This window comes from Catenulispora rubra (genome assembly GCF_015356825.1).
Classification (GTDB): domain Bacteria; phylum Actinomycetota; class Actinomycetes; order Streptomycetales; family Catenulisporaceae; genus Catenulispora; species Catenulispora rubra.
Window position 1 is genome coordinate 48,706 of sequence record NZ_JAACYW010000015.1, and the last position, 15,680, is coordinate 64,385.

The 15,680-nt window shown below is 64.9% G+C and carries 10 protein-coding genes and 1 tRNA gene; 5 read left to right on the forward strand and 6 right to left on the reverse strand.

From position 1 onward, the window contains the following. Position 1: 1 nt before the first annotated feature. The gene (locus GWK61_RS07035; protein ID WP_194906246.1) at positions 2–364 is read right to left on the reverse strand and encodes a hypothetical protein; all 363 of its coding nucleotides are present in this window, start codon (positions 362–364) and stop codon (positions 2–4) included. Here GWK61_RS07035 and GWK61_RS07040 point away from each other — a divergent pair. Continuing rightward, positions 348–1,781, forward strand: coding sequence for a tetratricopeptide repeat protein (locus GWK61_RS07040; RefSeq protein WP_194906248.1), 1,434 nt, complete (start codon positions 348–350; stop codon positions 1,779–1,781). The two genes, GWK61_RS07035 and GWK61_RS07040, sit on opposite strands and share 17 nt — an antisense overlap. On the opposite strand, the gene GWK61_RS07045 is transcribed toward GWK61_RS07040, so the two are convergent. The 4 genes from GWK61_RS07045 to GWK61_RS07060 all read right to left on the reverse strand — a co-directional run bounded on the left by GWK61_RS07045 (position 1,767) and on the right by GWK61_RS07060 (position 3,511). After that, entirely contained in the window at positions 1,767–2,390 is a 624-nt protein-coding gene (locus tag GWK61_RS07045; protein WP_194906250.1) for an HAD-IA family hydrolase, read from the reverse strand. The genes GWK61_RS07040 and GWK61_RS07045 overlap by 15 nt on opposite strands. A 68-nt stretch (positions 2,391–2,458) precedes the next feature. Beyond that, entirely contained in the window at positions 2,459–2,692 is a 234-nt protein-coding gene (locus GWK61_RS07050; RefSeq protein WP_194906252.1) for a hypothetical protein, read from the reverse strand. 41 nt (positions 2,693–2,733) lie between these two features. Continuing rightward, positions 2,734–3,288, reverse strand: a complete 555-nt coding sequence (locus tag GWK61_RS07055) for a sigma-70 RNA polymerase sigma factor region 4 domain-containing protein (RefSeq protein WP_194906253.1) — start codon at positions 3,286–3,288, stop codon at positions 2,734–2,736. 123 nt (positions 3,289–3,411) lie between these two features. After that, positions 3,412–3,511 (reverse strand) — tRNA-Leu (locus GWK61_RS07060). A 247-nt stretch (positions 3,512–3,758) separates the two neighbouring features. Here GWK61_RS07060 and GWK61_RS07065 point away from each other — a divergent pair. The 4 genes from GWK61_RS07065 to GWK61_RS07080 all read left to right on the forward strand — a co-directional run bounded on the left by GWK61_RS07065 (position 3,759) and on the right by GWK61_RS07080 (position 14,504). Continuing rightward, positions 3,759–5,567: a hypothetical protein gene (locus GWK61_RS07065; RefSeq protein ID WP_194906255.1), complete on the forward strand. Its 1,809-nt coding sequence runs from the start codon at positions 3,759–3,761 to the stop codon at positions 5,565–5,567. Between the two features lie 825 nt (positions 5,568–6,392). Then, positions 6,393–8,927, forward strand: coding sequence for an AfsR/SARP family transcriptional regulator (locus GWK61_RS07070; RefSeq protein WP_194906257.1), 2,535 nt, complete (start codon positions 6,393–6,395; stop codon positions 8,925–8,927). A 183-nt stretch (positions 8,928–9,110) separates the two neighbouring features. After that, positions 9,111–13,793, forward strand: coding sequence for a DUF6531 domain-containing protein (locus GWK61_RS07075; protein WP_194906260.1), 4,683 nt, complete (start codon positions 9,111–9,113; stop codon positions 13,791–13,793). Between the two features lie 15 nt (positions 13,794–13,808). Next, a complete protein-coding gene (locus tag GWK61_RS07080) occupies positions 13,809–14,504 on the forward strand; it encodes a hypothetical protein (RefSeq protein WP_194906262.1) in 696 nt (231 codons plus the stop codon). A 125-nt stretch (positions 14,505–14,629) separates the two neighbouring features. Here the strand turns inward: GWK61_RS07080 and GWK61_RS07085 are convergent, their stop codons facing one another. Further along, positions 14,630–15,457 (reverse strand): hypothetical protein, encoded by an 828-nt coding sequence (locus GWK61_RS07085; RefSeq protein WP_194906264.1) that lies wholly within the window; start codon positions 15,455–15,457, stop codon positions 14,630–14,632. Positions 15,458–15,680: the final 223 nt, after the last annotated feature.

Below are 15,680 nucleotides of genomic sequence, written 5' to 3' on the forward strand. Positions count from 1 at the left end.
CTCACCCTCCGGTCCCGGTGCCGCTGCGACGGTCCAACTCGTCCGACGCGTCCTCGATGTGCCGACAGACGACCACTGCGGCGGGGCCGGGCTCGACTTTCTGTTCGTGCATCACCAGGCAAAGCAGCGCAGCTTTCAAGCCCCGGAAGTGGCCGCTCCACTCGGCGAGCTCTTTCTCCGTTCGCGGATTGAGTGCCTTCGGCTCCCTGCCCATGACTGCGACGAGGTGCAGCAGCACGCCGTAACTGTCCGTGTGCCCCTCTTGCATGACTCGGCTGAGGATCGAGGCCTTCGCGCTTTCACACTTTGGGGGCTCTGCGGTGAGCGGACCGTCGAAAGGTTCGTCGATGCTGGTCAGGTCCACGATGTCCTCCCGTGTTTCTATTTGGACCGACGCGATCTGCGTCGAAATGAGCACACCGCGTTACCGGGCGAGGAACAATGACGATGACCGATTCCTAGGCGATTCCTTTTCCGGCAAGGGCGGCATCATGACGGAAGAGCTGCGAGCCGAACTACGGGCCGCGCGGCGACGTTCGGGGCTGGCCTTCAACGTGTTCGCGCGTGCAGCGGGATACTCCGAGAGCCACCTGCGCAACGTGGAGAACGGGACGAAGCCCGCTACTCGCGACGTCGCCAGGGCTTACGACCGGGTCTTGGCGACTGGCGGCGTATTTGGCGCAATGGTCGACGGAGCGACTACGCAGCAGGCACCATGGAACCGTCAGGGGGCCTTCGCGGCCCTGACGGAAATGGCAGATGGAGGCGGTTTGGACCGTCGGCACTTCGTCGTGACAACGGGTACGGCGCTGACAGCGTTGATCGGGCAATGGTCTGCGGCTGTCGAAGCGCAGGCCGCGCCAGCTGCGGCGAGCAGCACGCAACCAGTCGCGCCGCCACGACTACTCGGTCATATCGAGAAGCGGCTCGATTATTTGAGGCACCTCGATGACGAGTTCGGCAGTGGCGATATTGCGCGCTATGCGCGCAGCGAGCTCGCGATGATCGTCCAACTCCTCAGAGCCGGCCGGCTGAACGGCAGCACCGAAGACCGCGCCTACAGCCTGGCGAGCGAGGCGGCCCGGCAGGTCGCATGGACCATGTTCGACTCCGGTCGGCACGCATCAGCAGAACGATTCTTCGAAACCTCACTCCGTGCCTCGGCTACCGCAGGGGACGCGGTAGCCGGGGCGTATGCCATGTCGTTCATGGCAATTCAGCACTACACGGCAGGTAACCCGCAAAATGCGGTCAGTCTGATGGACACAGCGGAGACGTCGGTATCGGGAAACGCCACGCCGAAGATGCGCGCCATGCTGGCCTCCCGTAAGGCACGCGCCCTGTCCAAAACCAACGACCCTCGCGGAAACGCCCGAGCGCTGGAGGCTGCCCGCAAGCTGCTGGACAGGGGCCCGCACGACGATGATCCGCCGTTCCTGTACTGGGTCACCAGAGGCGAGGTAGAGATGATCGCTGGCTCGTCGGCGTTGGAGATGAACGACCCCGCCAAGGCTCTGCGTTGTTTCAGCGCCGCTGTTCAAGCCGACTACCCCGGAGACGTCCAGTACCCACGTACCCACGCCATCTACCTAGCCCGTGCGGCCGAGGCTCATCTGGCGATGCATGACCTCGACGCCGCCGTGGTGCAGGCCCGGCATGCGGCCCGCTGCCTAGGCTCGGTTGATTCAGCCCGCTCGTCTTCGACGATGGTCGGGCTGCGTCGCAAGCTGGCAGTGCATACTACGAATGCTGCGGTAAGGGAGTTCCTACAGGTCGGGTAGCCCGAACAGCATCCGGAGCCTCTGTGCGACCACCCGTTCGTCCAGCGAGAACACGATCGTCATCCCTAGATCGGACGCGGTCTGAAGGTTTTCCTCGGAGTCGTCGACGAACACGCACTGATCAGCGGTCAGCCCAAGTCGTTCCAGGGCGAGCCGGAAAATCGCGGGATCCGGCTTGCGCATGCCGTGCTCGCCCGACAGCACGACCTCATCGAAATTGCCGCGCAGATCGTACGGCGCGTACGGGTCGTACGGCTGACGTCCCATGGAGTTCGACAGCACTGCTGTCCTGATACCTGCTGCTCGCGCTTGTTTGGCTACCTTCAGTACGTCATGAGCCGGGTACAGGTCCCAGCACATGCGTTCCATGAGGTTGTCCGGCTCGGCACCGATCAGCGGAGCGAACCCTGTGTTCCAGGCCGTCTGATCGATCTCGCCCAGCTCCAGCCTTCGATAGAGCTCCTGCCCGCGCGGGTCGGACCATGCGCGGAGGAACGCCGAGGGATGCAGCTTTTCCCGTAGTACGAACTGTGCGGTGACCTCGACCATGTTCGACGTCAGGACGCCGAAGAAGTCGAGAATGAGGCCGTTGAACCGTCGCGCGCTCATGAAGTCACCCTATGGGGACAGTGGCTCTTGCGGCAGTGCCGTCGCTATTGGAACGCCGACCACGTCCTTTACCGAGTGCTCGGTGCTGCACCCGTGCTCGGCTCGACCCGAGGTTTGAAATGGCCCGGATGCGGCGGCCTGCGGTGATCCTGGGTCCGGCCGGTCATGTCGGCCAGGTGCTCCATCTGCCGGCCAATCACCTGCTCAAAGGCGCGGGTGTAAGTCTCACGGCTGACGCCGCTGATACTTACCAGCGTGTGGTCGATGTCCCAGAGGATGAGGATCGGCGTATGGGGGGCCATACAGGGATGGTGGCACGGACGAGAGAGTTCAGATGGATCCATCAAACCAACAGGCTTGGTGACTCCGAGCTGTCCCACGGCGGGCTACGGAGGATCACTTGCATTAAGGCATTGAGATAAATGGCACTGTCAACAAGCTTCTCGGCTTCTTCGACCGAAACATCACGCTGGCCGTGGACGAGCATGTTCCGGGCGCGTCGAAGGTCCTCAAGTGCTCGGAGGGCGTGCTCGTCAAACCGGCCTGAATCTCGTAGCGCCTCAAGTGCTCGATGGTAGGCCGGAGCTCTCGCTGGGCTTCGCTGACTGAGGCCAGCTACATCGGCAATGGTGCTCTCAAGCTTGGCCCATGCTTTGATCACGTGCATGGAGGCGGCGTCGTTGGCTGAGACCAGTTGGCTAACGCGCGGTGCGCTCATCCCCAGCATCTGCGCCAGATCGCGGTATGACTTGCCTCGCACGTACAGCTCGGCGAGTGAGCGCGACCGAATCTCAGCCAGTTGGTCGATCTCTGTCTGGAGCTGGCTGATTCCATCAGTGGCCTTTTGGAACAGCTCCAGAGGGTCGTCAATGTCGTGCAGATCATCGGCCGTGATCATGTTTCCTCCTTGCTGATCTTGCCCTTGGCTGCCACACTGAAGGTTCCGGTAGGACGGAACCAAAGGCTCAAAAGCCTGCCCGGGGGACCACTTCAACTAGTGGTCCCCCGTTTGCGTGCGGCACGGAGGCTGAGGGATTCGAACCCTCGGGCCAGCTTCCGGTAGGACGGAACCAGCCACCGACTCCTAAGGTCGGCGCAATAGGCCGCTCTGCCAAACCTCCAGCGAAACCAACCTTAGCAACCCCCGGCTACCGCTGTCAACCCCCCCTATACGACGTCTAGGCCCTATTGGGCCGCTTTGGCGACGCGGGGACCATCGACGCTGGAAGCTTCGCCCGCAGCAACGCGGCCCTTCTGGGGACGCGGGCTCGACCGCCGAGCAGTTGGGTGAGCGTCAACTTGAGTCTGGAACATGTGTGACGTCGAAACTGCCTGCACTGGGCTAACCCTCGCGCGTACCGTTAGTGCATGGTTGAGGATGGCGATCTCATAACTGAGCCGGACATATGTTCTCCACTGACCGTTACGGCGATGCCCTGGACGTTCTCGCAGCGCCATCCCCTCGACACGAATGACTTCGTCAGCGAGGCTGAGCGCCGCGGTTGCAAGCTGGACCTTTCGACTCTTCGCGAGCTGTACCGGCACGGACTCCTGGCGCCGTTCGTGGTGGTCCGCGACAGCCATTGCTCCGATCCGATTCCGTTGACTGAGGCTGAAGAGCGGCGAGGCTGGAACAGTACGCGGCTTGGGCAACTGTATGGCGCGCGAGCCGCCGGCAAGCTGCTTGATCTCTCGGCGACGCCGTTCAATCCGAGGTTGCCGTTCGACCGTACGAAGGCGGACCCCCGCAGATGGTGGAACGGCCTGATCTACACCTGGTACCAGTTGGCGGCCTTGCCAGAGCTGCTATCACTCCTGGAACAGCGTCGATATTCGCTTCGCGGCAACGTGAAGCGGGCGCGGGTTCCCGATCCCAATAAATACTTCGTGCAGCACATGGCACGGTTCTGGCGCGTTGCCGTGGCAGCGACAGCGCTTGAAGCGCGCTACCTGCCGAGCCTCGACCCGGAATGGATCCAACTCTCGAACACTGAGATCGAGGACTGGGAACGCTACCGCAGCAACTTTGACCCTGTGGCGATGAGCGAGTTGCTTGGCTACCCGGCCGCCCAGATTCGTCAGGATGCGGATCAGTTGCTGCTAAGGGCCCGGCATATTGATCCGATGGGCGACGAGTGGAGCCGCCTCGTTCGCCGGGCACCTGCGAGCTCGCACAAAGGCCTCAAGAACGCCGCCTTGTCAGCAATGGATCTACGCGTGACGGCGGAGATCTTGGTCCGGTTCTACGAGGACCTTGCCAGTCACGGACTTGCCGAGCCGCTGCCTGAAATCGACCCCCGTAGCGGGTGGTGGTTCATGCATGAGCGTTTGAGCTTCCGTCGAGACACGCTCGACAAAAACCTCATGGACTTGGGGATCTCACCTCATCCGCGGGTTGTGCTTGCGGTTGAAGGCGACACAGAGGAGTCGCATGTCCCGAAGATCCTGAAGCTACTCGAGTACTCGGATGCGCCAGAGCTCATTCGAGTACTGAATCTCGGTGGGACGAAGCGCGACATCCAGAAGCTCGCGGTGCTTGCCGCAGCCCCTCTCGTAAGCCACAAAGGTGTAGATGGTGATCGGGAGTTCTGGTGGCTGATCAAGCCACCGACTTGTTTCATGGTGGCCGCTGATCCTGAGAATTTTTTCGCGCCGAACAAGGTCGCCGAAACGCGCAACAAGGCGATCGAGGAGATCAGAAAGACTCTTCGGGATCAGAAAATCAAGGCAGACGACTCAGAGATTCAGGCGCTTCTGGAGATATACACCTGGAACCAGTCCTGCTACGAGTTCGCCCACTTCAGCGATGATGAGCTTGCAGACGGGATTATGGCGGTACACCGGACCTGCGATGGGTGGTCACGCGCTGAACTCGTTGCCGCGCTCGCATACTGGCGCAACAGAAAAGAAGACGTCAAGCGCGTGTGGGAGAGTGGCAAATGGGACGCCCAACTTGGTAAACCTAGCGGTAAGTGGGAGTATGCCGTGAGTAAGACAAAGCTCGCTGAAGCGTTGTGGCCTGCTTTGGAACGTAAGATCCGGGTGGCGATCACCGACGAGGCGGAACCATTTCCCGAGATTGTGACGGTGGTGCAGCGAGCTCACCACCGCGCGCAAACCTGGCGATATAGATCATTTGTGCTGCCGGCCGAGCCATCGGACAGCACTCTACAGTAAGATCATATCCAGCCTAATGGTAGAGTTCGGAGTCGACAAAACTGCGACGAATTTGAGCCCTCGGTTCACTATTTCGAATGATCCCAGACGTTCGCCATGACCGCACGGGCATGATTGAGAGTGGCCATCCATAGGCGTCCTCGGTTGGTCCGGACTTTATGGTGCGCGCTGTCTAGGGCCTGCCGGTCCATTTTGAATGGGCTTCTAACCGCTGGCGACGCCCGCGAACCGTGGGGGTGCCTCCTGAAGTATCTCGAGCTGCTTGGCGATGGCTGTCCGGCTGAATGTGGTCACCCTGGGTAGCGCGGCCTCCTGGTCCAGGTTGACACATTAGTGTGATACTCAGGGGGGGCAGCAGTGATTTTTCAAAACAGATTTCGCGTCCCATGTGACCAGCCGCCCGGCGAACTGTGTACTTGAGCCAGCGGGCCCGGCGGCTTCTAGGCGCCAGGCCCCGGGTCACACAGAACCGCAGCAATCACGCACGGTTGGACGCCCCATGGGTTACCTCAGGACGACACGTATTCGCTTCCCAATGCGACGACCTGCACTTTTGTACACTGATGCGGGTTCCGTCCACGCGATCTTCCGGGGATTCCGCATGCCGAACAACCTGCCAGTCCGCGCGACGAACCTCATTCTCCGGGCGTGCCATAGGCGTGAGATCCGCTGCGTCATCGAGACCGACCGGGTTCCTGGGAATGGCGTTCTCCGGTGCGTGGCTCACTCACCTGACTCCGCTCATCGCCGTGCCGCCGTCGTTGACGAAGCTGACCAAGACCAGCTGCCACGAACCCGTGCTATCGGATACGGAAAGGCTCTGATGTGAGAGCGCTTCTTCGCATCGCCAGGCCGACGCTGCTGTTGGTGGTGCTCGTGGGGATTATCGGCGGTCTGCCGTGGGGCCTATCGTTCTTCTACTGGTCTCCCGTGCCGAACGACGTGCCCGACTATGCGGACGTCACTGGCTGGTTGGACGCAGCCAAGCTGTTCCCTGATCAGGCGTTGATTGACGTCCTGGTCTCTGCCGCGTGGCTGCTGTGGGCTCTTTTCACGCTGCAGATCGCCGTGCAACTTCCTGGCGTCGCCGCCGATACCGCACGTTGTCTGCGGACCGGCGTGATGATGCCGACTGTCGAGAACGCCAACCTCGCCAGCCGATTCCTGACAGGCATCGCTCTCAGTTTCATCGCGGCACGCGGGACACTTGGCGTCGCTGTCGCTGCGACTGGCACGCATGCTTCAACCGAAGTTGGCGGGCCGTCAGTGGGTACTATCAGCGTCGCGTCTGAAGAAGCGGTCCATGTAGTGGTTGCGGGAGATCGCCTGTGGGACATCGCCGCGAGGTACCTCGGGAAGGCTGAACGCTGGAGCGAGATCTTCGAGCTGAACCGATATCGGGTTCAGGACGATGGCGGCGTTCTCACCGACCCGGACCTGATCCAGCCCGGCTGGCGGCTTGTGCTTCCCCATGGTGGCTCAGAAGTCACCCTCGGACGTGACGCCGTGCCTTCGCGACCGGCCGCCATGACTACAGCCTTGCGGCCACGAGCTACATCAGTCGTTCCGAACCCTACGGGTGAAGGTGGTGGCGTGCCTTCGGCCCCTGCCATCTCGGCGCCCCACTCTCACTCGGACGATTCGTCCTCCGTACGTCCCGTTGTCCGTCGCCCGGTCGCGGTGGATCTGCCGAACGGCGGCTACGTCAGCCTCACTCTTGCGGCAGGGTTCACAGCCGCCCTGGCTGCCGCGCGGATTCGCTCTCGCGTTCGCCCGCGACGCCGTGATCCCGAGGAAATCGTCCCGCCGACGCCCAGGTTCAGCGCGGCCGAGACGTCGTTGCTTCGCGCTGCGGACGTACTCGGGTTCCATGACGAGGATCCCTACGTCGACTCGATTCCGGTCAGCGACGTGGAGCGAGTCCCGCCAGCTCTCGCGGAACTGCGAGCACCGGAGGCGGTCTACCTCGGGATCCGCAATGGACGACCGATTCTGCTGGAGACCGCCGCGGGCAACGGCCTCGTGCTCGTCGGCGACGGTGCGCAGGATGCTGCGCGGGCGCTGCTGCTCAGCTGCTTAACGGCTGGCGGGTTTTTGGCGAGTTCGGTCGCCTTTCCCGTGGTGACGACGGACGCCGACCTACGTGCTTTGCTGGGCGACGAGTTGGCCGCGCGACGCGTCGAGCACCTGACCGTCTGCCCCACCTACGCAGAAGCGGTGAAGGAGGCGAACTCCACGACGGCCGATCGTTGTCTCCTGCTTACTACTTCATCCGATGAGCCTGCGGAGCCTCCCACAGCGCATGTGGTCCCGGTCTACCTCGGCAGTCCAGAGGCGAACAGCGTCGCGATCATCAACGCTGCTTTCGAGATTTCCGCAAGCGGTCCGGCAGCAAATGCGCTGCAAGGTGGGATCGCATACCATCTCAGCCTGCCCGAAGCGCGCGATCTTTTCGGACACTTGCCCTTGGCATGGAGCGATCCTGATGCCGGGACTGAACCATCGGCAGAACCCACGGCCTCGGTACCACCTGCCCCACGAACACCACTGGAGCCGACACCGGTCCCTCCGCAGGCCTCCCACGCGAAGCCAGCCGCGTCGGAGGCCATCACGATCAACATCCTCGGCCCGGTCCAGATCGTCTGCGGCGGCCGTGACGCAACAGCCGACGTCCGTGTCCAGCTCACTGCCTTGCTCACGTACCTCGTGCTGTACCAGAACGGCGTAAGCCGTGCTGTCTTGGCCGCCGACCTATGGCCCGAAGACGACCCTGACAAGCGCAGGGCCCACCTCACCACAGCGTTGTCGCACACCCGGACCGCCCTTGCCGGCATCTGCGGCGACAAGCATGAGTTCTTCCCCAAGGACCGCAGCGTCGGCGTGGCCTACCTGAACCCCGAATACTTCGACAGCGACGTCTGGCAGTTTGACGAACTGATCAAGCGCCGCGGCGGGGTGGACGCTGCTACTCGCGTCGAGGAGCTGACCACCGCGGTAGAGCTGTACCGCGGGGAGCTCGGCTATGCGATCGAGCGAGCCAACAAGCTCACCGAGCCCTACGAGATCTGGCTCCGCCCGTTTCGCGAGCAGTACTGGACACGCATCATCGACACACACCAGAGCCTCGCCGAATTGGTGCGTACCTCCGACCCCGAGAGAGCCCTTGACGTGCTGGATCGGGCAATCCGCATGGAGCCTTGGAACCAGGGGCTCTATGAGTCGTTGATCAGCCTCCACCTCGACCTCGGTCAGCGGCATGCCGCCGAGCGCCGCTACCGCGACCTCGTCGATCTCCTCGAACAGTTGGGGACGACGCCGAGTGCACAACTCGCAGCGATGATGACCAACTCAGTGCGGTAGCCCAGTTGGTTGCAGGCATGGCCGGAACAGAGCGCAACCGAATCATGCTCGGGGGTTACGGAGATCGAGACCGCTTGTAGACTCATTTTTCGTTGTGTGTAGGGGAGGGCCGAGGCCAGCAGCGCTGGCCCAGGAACTGCTCACGCCTGATGTGAGCAGCACACTCGGGGGAGGGTTCGACTGATGGTGCGTCCGTCTGGCTGGGACATTCTGGGTCTGGATGGGGATCCGACGCCCGGTGTCGTGGAGTCGGTGCAAGCTCTGGCTAAGGAGTTCGGCGACTTCGCGCATGATGTGGAGTCGGCATATCGGAGTCTGAACTCGTTCGGTTCGGACGCGACTGCTCTGCAGTGGGTGGGCCAGACGGCCGACGCCTTCAAGGCCACCTACGGCCCACTCCCGGGCCGCCTGCAGAAGCTGTACACCTCGTACTCCGAGGGTTCCGACGCGCTATCGGCCTATGCCCCGAAGCTACAGGCCGCGCAGTCCAAGGCAGACTCGGCGTTGCGCCAGGCACAGGACGCGAACGCTGGTCTACAGCGCGCCACTACCAACGCCAACAGCGCCGCAGCTGATCTGAAGACCGCGCAGCAGAACCACGCCACCAGTCCCAATCCCCAGGCCGTCACGGACGCCCAAACCGCACACGACACCGCACAGACCAACCTGAATAACGCCAAAGCCGCCATGGCCACGCTGACCAAGCAGGCCAACGACGCCTATAACGACCGCATTGCCGCGGCGAAGGAGTGTGCCAGGGCCCTCGGCCACGCGCAGTCCGACGGCATCCACAACAAGCACTGGTGGGAGCACATCGGCGCCGACCTGGCCGAGTGGGGCGGGAAGATCGCCGAGATCGCCAACGACATCGCGCCCGTCCTGGACGTCATCGCTCTCGCTACGTCCTGGATCCCCGGTGTCGACGTCATCACCGCGGGCCTGGCCGAAGCCGACAATCTCATCGCACTGGCAGGCACCGGCCTGGAGATCGCCGGTGACGCCATGCAGGGCCACTGGGGCGACGCCCTCATGGGTGCCGGCATGCTCGGCGCCCAGTTCCTCGGCGGAAAACTCGTCGAGAAGGTCGGCGGCAAGCTGATGGACAAGTACGGCGGGAAACTGCTCGACAAGATCGGTTCCCGCGGCAACCTTGAGGCCTGCACCGGCGGCGACCCCGTCGACGTCGTCTCCGGCCGGATGCTGACGAACGAGACAGACCTCGTACTTCCCGGGGTGCTTCCGCTCTTCCTGCGCCGGTCCTACTCGTCCGGCTACGAGGCCGGCCGGCTGTTCGGTCCGGGGTGGTCCTCCACCCTCGACATCCGCCTGTCGGTGAACGCTGCCGGAATCCACCTCACCGGCGACGACGCACAGATCCTGCACTATCCGATCCCCGAGCCAGGCCAGGCCGTGCTGCCCGGATATGGTGCCCGCTGGCCGCTGACGTGGGACCGCGACACCAACGAGATCCTCGTCACGGCTCCGGTTACCGGTCAGGTCATGCACTTCCCTGTCGCCCACTTCAGTAACGACGACGGTGAGATCAGGGATCTGACGGCGCTGACCGACCGCAACGACAACCGGATCGACGTCCTGCGCGACGAGCACGGAACCCCGGTTGGCGTCGAGCACAGCGGCGGCTACCGCGTCGCCGTGGACACGACGGTCGGTACCGCCGGGATTCGAGTAGCCGGGATCCGCGTAGTCGACGGCTCCGACTCCGGGGTGATTGTCCGTACGTTCCAGTATGACGACCGAGGCCGCCTGACCGGTGTCGTCGACTCCACTGGCGAGCCGTTCCGATACGAGGTCGACGGTCTTGACCGCATCACACGGTGGACCGACCGCCTCGGCTACGGCTACACCTACGAATACGGACCTGACGGCCGCGTCCTGCGCGGCATCGGCGACGGCGGATTCCTGTCCGCGACCTTCGCCTACGACGACGAGGCCGGGGCGACGACGGTTACCGATTCCCTCGGCCACGCGACCGTCTACAGCTACGACGGCAACGGGAACATCGCCCAGACGACCGACCCGCTCGGCCACACCGTGGTCACCGAGTACGACGACCGCGGCCTGCTGCTCAGTGGCACCGACCCCCTCGGCCGCACCTCGCGGCGCGACTACGACGAACACGGCAACGCCGTCCGCCTCGTGCGTCCGGACGGGACGGAGATCACCGGCGTTTACGCCGGCCCCGCGCAGCCGCTCCAGGTGACGCTGCCCGACGGCACCGCCTGGCAGTACTCCTACGACGAGCGGGGGAACACGACATCGGTCACCGACCCAGCCGGGACCTCCTCGACCTTCGAGTACGACGGTCACGGCGCGGTGATCACGTCGACGGATACGTGGGGCGCCGTCACCCGCGTCGTCAACGACGGCGCGGGGCTGCCCGTCGACGTCGTCGACGCGCGCGACATGGTGACCCGTCTGCGGCGCGACGCGTTCGGCCGGATCGTCGAGGCGCGCGGGGAACGCGGCGAGTTCGTCGCCACCGAGTTCAGCGTCGAGGGCCGACCGCTGCGGCAGAGCGCGGACGACGGCTCCGTGGGGACCTGGCGGTACGACCTCGAAGGGCACCTCATCGAATACGTGGACACCGTCGGCACGGTGACCCGTAGCGAATACGGACCCTTCGACACGGTGGTCGCGTCCACCGACGGCGTCGGCGTCCGCCACACGTTCACCCACGACACCGAACTGAAACTGGTACGCGTCACGGACCCTGCGGGCCGGAACTGGGACTACGCACACGACGCGGCCGGGAACCTGGTCGGTGAGCGCGACTTCAGTGGGCGCGTCCAGAAGTACGCATACGACGCGGTGGGGCAACTGGCCACACGGGTCAATGGTGCCGGGCAAGTCGTGCACCTGGAACGCAACCCCATGGGCCAGGTGGTCCGACGGCGGGCAGACGAGGGCGAGACTCTGTTCGACTACGACGTCGCCGGACGGTTGCTGGCGGCCACGGGCCCGGGTTCGTCGTTGGCCTACACCTACGACGAGGCGGGCCGTCCGCTGAGCGAGAGCATCGACGGTCGAGTCATGGCCGTCCACTATGACGCGACGGGGCGGCGGGTCGGGCGGATCACGTCCTCCGGGGCTGTTTCGCAGTGGACCTTTGATCCGGCGGCCAGCCGGGCCACGCTCACGCTTTCGGGGCGGGAGTTGGCGTTCGACTTCGACGACACCGGGCGCGAGACCGGGCGGTCGGTGGACGGCCTCGCGCGGGTGACACACGAGTTCGACGCCCTCGGACGCCTGGCGCGCCAGCAGGTGCTCAGCGGGGTGGGCGCGGCCGGCGGCGACACGGCCGTCGCGTCGCCTTCTGTGTTGTTTGAGCGCTCGTACGCCTACCGCGCAGACGGCACGCCCACAGGAATCGACGACACACTGCGCGGCGCCCGGCGCTACCAGCTCGACGCCGTCGGCCACGTCACATCGGTCCAGGCGTCGACCTGGACCGAGAACTACAAGTACGACGCGCTCGGGAACGTCGCGCAGGCGGTCCAGTCCGGCGACCGGGCGGGGAACGACGGCGGGGAGCCGCCTGTCTTCGACGGCTCCCGGATCCGACGGGTCGGCCGGACGCACTACGACTACGACGCCCAAGGCCGCACGGTCCGCGCCCTGCGTCAAACGCTCTCCGGGCAGCGCCGTGAGTGGCACTACAGCTGGGACTCCGACGACCGCCTGACCTCGGTCAGGCTGCCGGACGGAACGGTATGGCAGTACACATACGATCCATCCGGGCGCCGCACAGCCAAGAGCCGCCTGGCCGAGGACGGTACGACGGCCGAGCGCATAACGTTCGGCTGGGACGGCAACCGCCTGATCGAACAGGTCACCGAGGGCCCGGACGGTCTGCGGACAGCTCTGGTGTGGGACTACGAGCTCGGTGAGGGCCAGCGCCCGGTGGCGCAGCGCCGCCGGTCCTGGGCCGCCGATGCGCCGCAGACGACGATCGACGAGGCCTTCCACACGATCGTCACCGACCTCGTCGGCACGCCGACCGAGCTGGTCGCGCCGGACGGCTCGGTCGACTGGCACACCACGACCAGCCTGTACGGGATACCGATCGTCACGTCGTCGGGACCGGGGCAGGCAGGGCACGACGTGGATTGCCCACTGCGCTTCCCGGGACAGTTCCACGACGCCGAGACCGGGCTGCACTACAACGTCCAGCGGTACTACGACCCCGAGCGCGGAACGTATCTGAGCCCCGATCCGCTGGGACTGGCACCGTCACCGAACGACCAGGGGTACGTACCGAACCCGACGATCGGGGTGGACCCCCTCGGTCTCGCCCTGATGTGCGTGAACGCGCTGCAGCCGCTCAAGGACCGAGCAGACTACCTGCACGGCCTGCTCCCCGAGGGGCGCTCTCAGAACAGCTACACCGTCGCGGTCATCCGGGCCTTGGACCACCAGGGCAAGGAGGTCCACGTGGTGGGCTGGAGCGGTCCGGGCGCGATGCGGAAGATCCTCCGTAGCGAAGTGGGCGGGAGCGGGAGCCTCCCGAGGGAGATCATGGCCGACCCGCTCAAGGGTGTCACCCAGTATGAGAACCACGCGGAGCGGACAGCGCTCGCAACGATCAAGGCGAAGGGGTGGACACCGCTTGGGGGCGCGGCGAGCCGTCCAGTGTGCCCCTGGTGCGAGAACTCGGTCGTGCACACCCCGTTCGACACGAGCCGCGGAATCGGCAGCGCTACACTGCTTGGGCCTCATAGCCAGATGGGATTCGCACCTCCGGTGCCTGCGGCCACGGGCGGCAAGAGCGTGGTATTGGTAAATCAAGTGCTCCCTGGTGGCAAGTCCGGCGGCTGGCTCCAGGGCCAGAGCATGTTCACCTGGTAGGGAAAGGGACCACCGATGACCACCTCTGGCGGCGAGTCCGACGTCGACCGAATCCTCGCGGCACAGGCCCTCGACCGGGAAAAGGCCCGCGCCGCCCTGGCAGCCCGGGCCGCTGCCGGGATCGACGAGCGCGTCGAGGCCTGCACCCCCTACCAGGCGGCGGTCGTCATCGCCCTGGCTCTACGCCGGACCATGGCCATCACCGACCTGCCGAAGGCCGAGGCGGACTTCGACCAGTACGGGAAGCTGATCGATGCCGCGCAGCGCATGAATCTGTCGTACCTGATGTCGGTGCCGGCGACGAACGTCACCTCCGAGGTCAGCGCACGGCTGGAGCAGGCCATCGGCACGCCGGAGCTTCCCATGGACGACCCGGGTGGCTCCGAGGGCGCGTTCATGGGCGTCGCCGTCATGATCGAATACCTCCTGGGCGCGTGGACCCGCCCAGATCCCGAGAAGGCGGCTGAGGCACTCGACTACGCCTACTCTCCATTCGCAGACGGACTCGAGGAGTTCCCGGACCTGACGCCGGGGGCGCCGCTTGCCGAGATGGAGACGGCCTGCCAGTCCGCCGACCTCGACGCCGTGACCGCACTCGGCGAGCCGATCACCGTCGAGCAGTTCGACGAACTGGCGGCCGCGCCGGAATCGGTCGCACTCGGGCAGGCCTACCGGGCGCGGGTCGTGGAGATCATCGCTGCTGGAGAGTAGTTAGCAGCTGTAGGGGATGGTGGCTACGACGCACATCGACATCGATCCGCCGATGGCATCGCTCAGGTTGAGCTCCGAACCAGCAGTCGGCCGCACAGGGCGGTCGCGGCACAGCTGGCCAACTGCTAGAGCTCGCGTTTCTTGGCATTTTCGTCTTCGCCGGTGTCTGTTTCGGCAGCATGACGCTGATGGTCTGCGACATAGGACTCGATGGCCGCTCGGACTCTCTTGACCGATGACAGCGATGGCGCTCGGGTGCCCGAGGGGAGCCTGTCGGCTGCGATGAGGTCTTCGACGTGAAGGGCTAGAGCCGCCTGGAACTGGCGGCCCGATGGTCGGCGGCCGAGCCGGTCGGCCAGTTCGGCGAAAACCTCGCAGCCGAGGCTGGTCCAGTCGGGGCGCTTATGTGGTTGAGCGACCTGGTCGGGGCTCGTTTCCGAGTCCACTCCACCTGCCTGGTCGAGGAGGCTGGGCGATTCGGTCGGCAGTTGATCGGCCCGCGCACTGCGGTGGTCGGCCAAGAGGCTCTGCAGATTGAGGAGCCGCTCAACGACGAGCGGGGGCAGAGTCGCCACAGCGGCCAAAAGCAGGTCACGGGCGGTCGGGTCGATCAGGTCGCCGACCTTCTGAAGAACGTGGTCGAGTGCGTTGCAGCCCAGAGTCATTGCGAACGCGAGGCGGGCATTTCGGAGAACGGGCTTCTGACCAGGGTGGTTCGCCGGGAGGCTGTAGCCGACGGCCAGGGCGGTGAAGGCGTAGGCGTCCAGCGCGGCTGGGAGGAGCCAGGCCGTGAACGGTCCGAGGTTGAGCTGGCCGCCCAAGTGATACAGCGTGTGGGCGCTGATCGCAGCTGCGGCGAGTTCGGCCGCGGTACCGCCGATGCGGGCGATGAGGACGGCGCTGGGCGGAGCCATGGGCGGGTTCGTGGGCGGCGTGGCGGTCGGGTCAGCCATCGGGACCTCCGCAGGGATGGGTGGGTGAGCGTATTTGCGCGCCTGGGCGGCCCGTGGGCGGCTGTGCCGCAGGATGGACGGCGCTGGTCGGACTCGACCGACCAGCGCGCGACGCTGGGCCGGTTGATGCGCCCGGGCTGACTGAGATCTGTGAGAGGCCGCTGTTGTGCCATTACGGCCGTGGGCGGCCAGGGGTCGAGAGGGCCGGCGGCCTGCATGCGGC

Coding starts and splice junctions, on each gene's coding strand:
- GWK61_RS07040 (WP_194906248.1), top strand. CDS start 348: ATGCTGGTCAGGTCCACGATGTCCTCCCGTGTTTCTATTTGGACCGAC.
- GWK61_RS07045 (WP_194906250.1), bottom strand. CDS start 2,390: ATGAGCGCGCGACGGTTCAACGGCCTCATTCTCGACTTCTTCGGCGTC.
- GWK61_RS07050 (WP_194906252.1), bottom strand. CDS start 2,692: ATGGCCCCCCATACGCCGATCCTCATCCTCTGGGACATCGACCACACG.
- GWK61_RS07055 (WP_194906253.1), bottom strand. CDS start 3,288: ATGATCACGGCCGATGATCTGCACGACATTGACGACCCTCTGGAGCTG.
- GWK61_RS07065 (WP_194906255.1), top strand. CDS start 3,759: ATGGTTGAGGATGGCGATCTCATAACTGAGCCGGACATATGTTCTCCA.
- GWK61_RS07075 (WP_194906260.1), top strand. CDS start 9,111: ATGGTGCGTCCGTCTGGCTGGGACATTCTGGGTCTGGATGGGGATCCG.
- GWK61_RS07080 (WP_194906262.1), top strand. CDS start 13,809: ATGACCACCTCTGGCGGCGAGTCCGACGTCGACCGAATCCTCGCGGCA.
- GWK61_RS07085 (WP_194906264.1), bottom strand. CDS start 15,457: ATGGCTGACCCGACCGCCACGCCGCCCACGAACCCGCCCATGGCTCCG.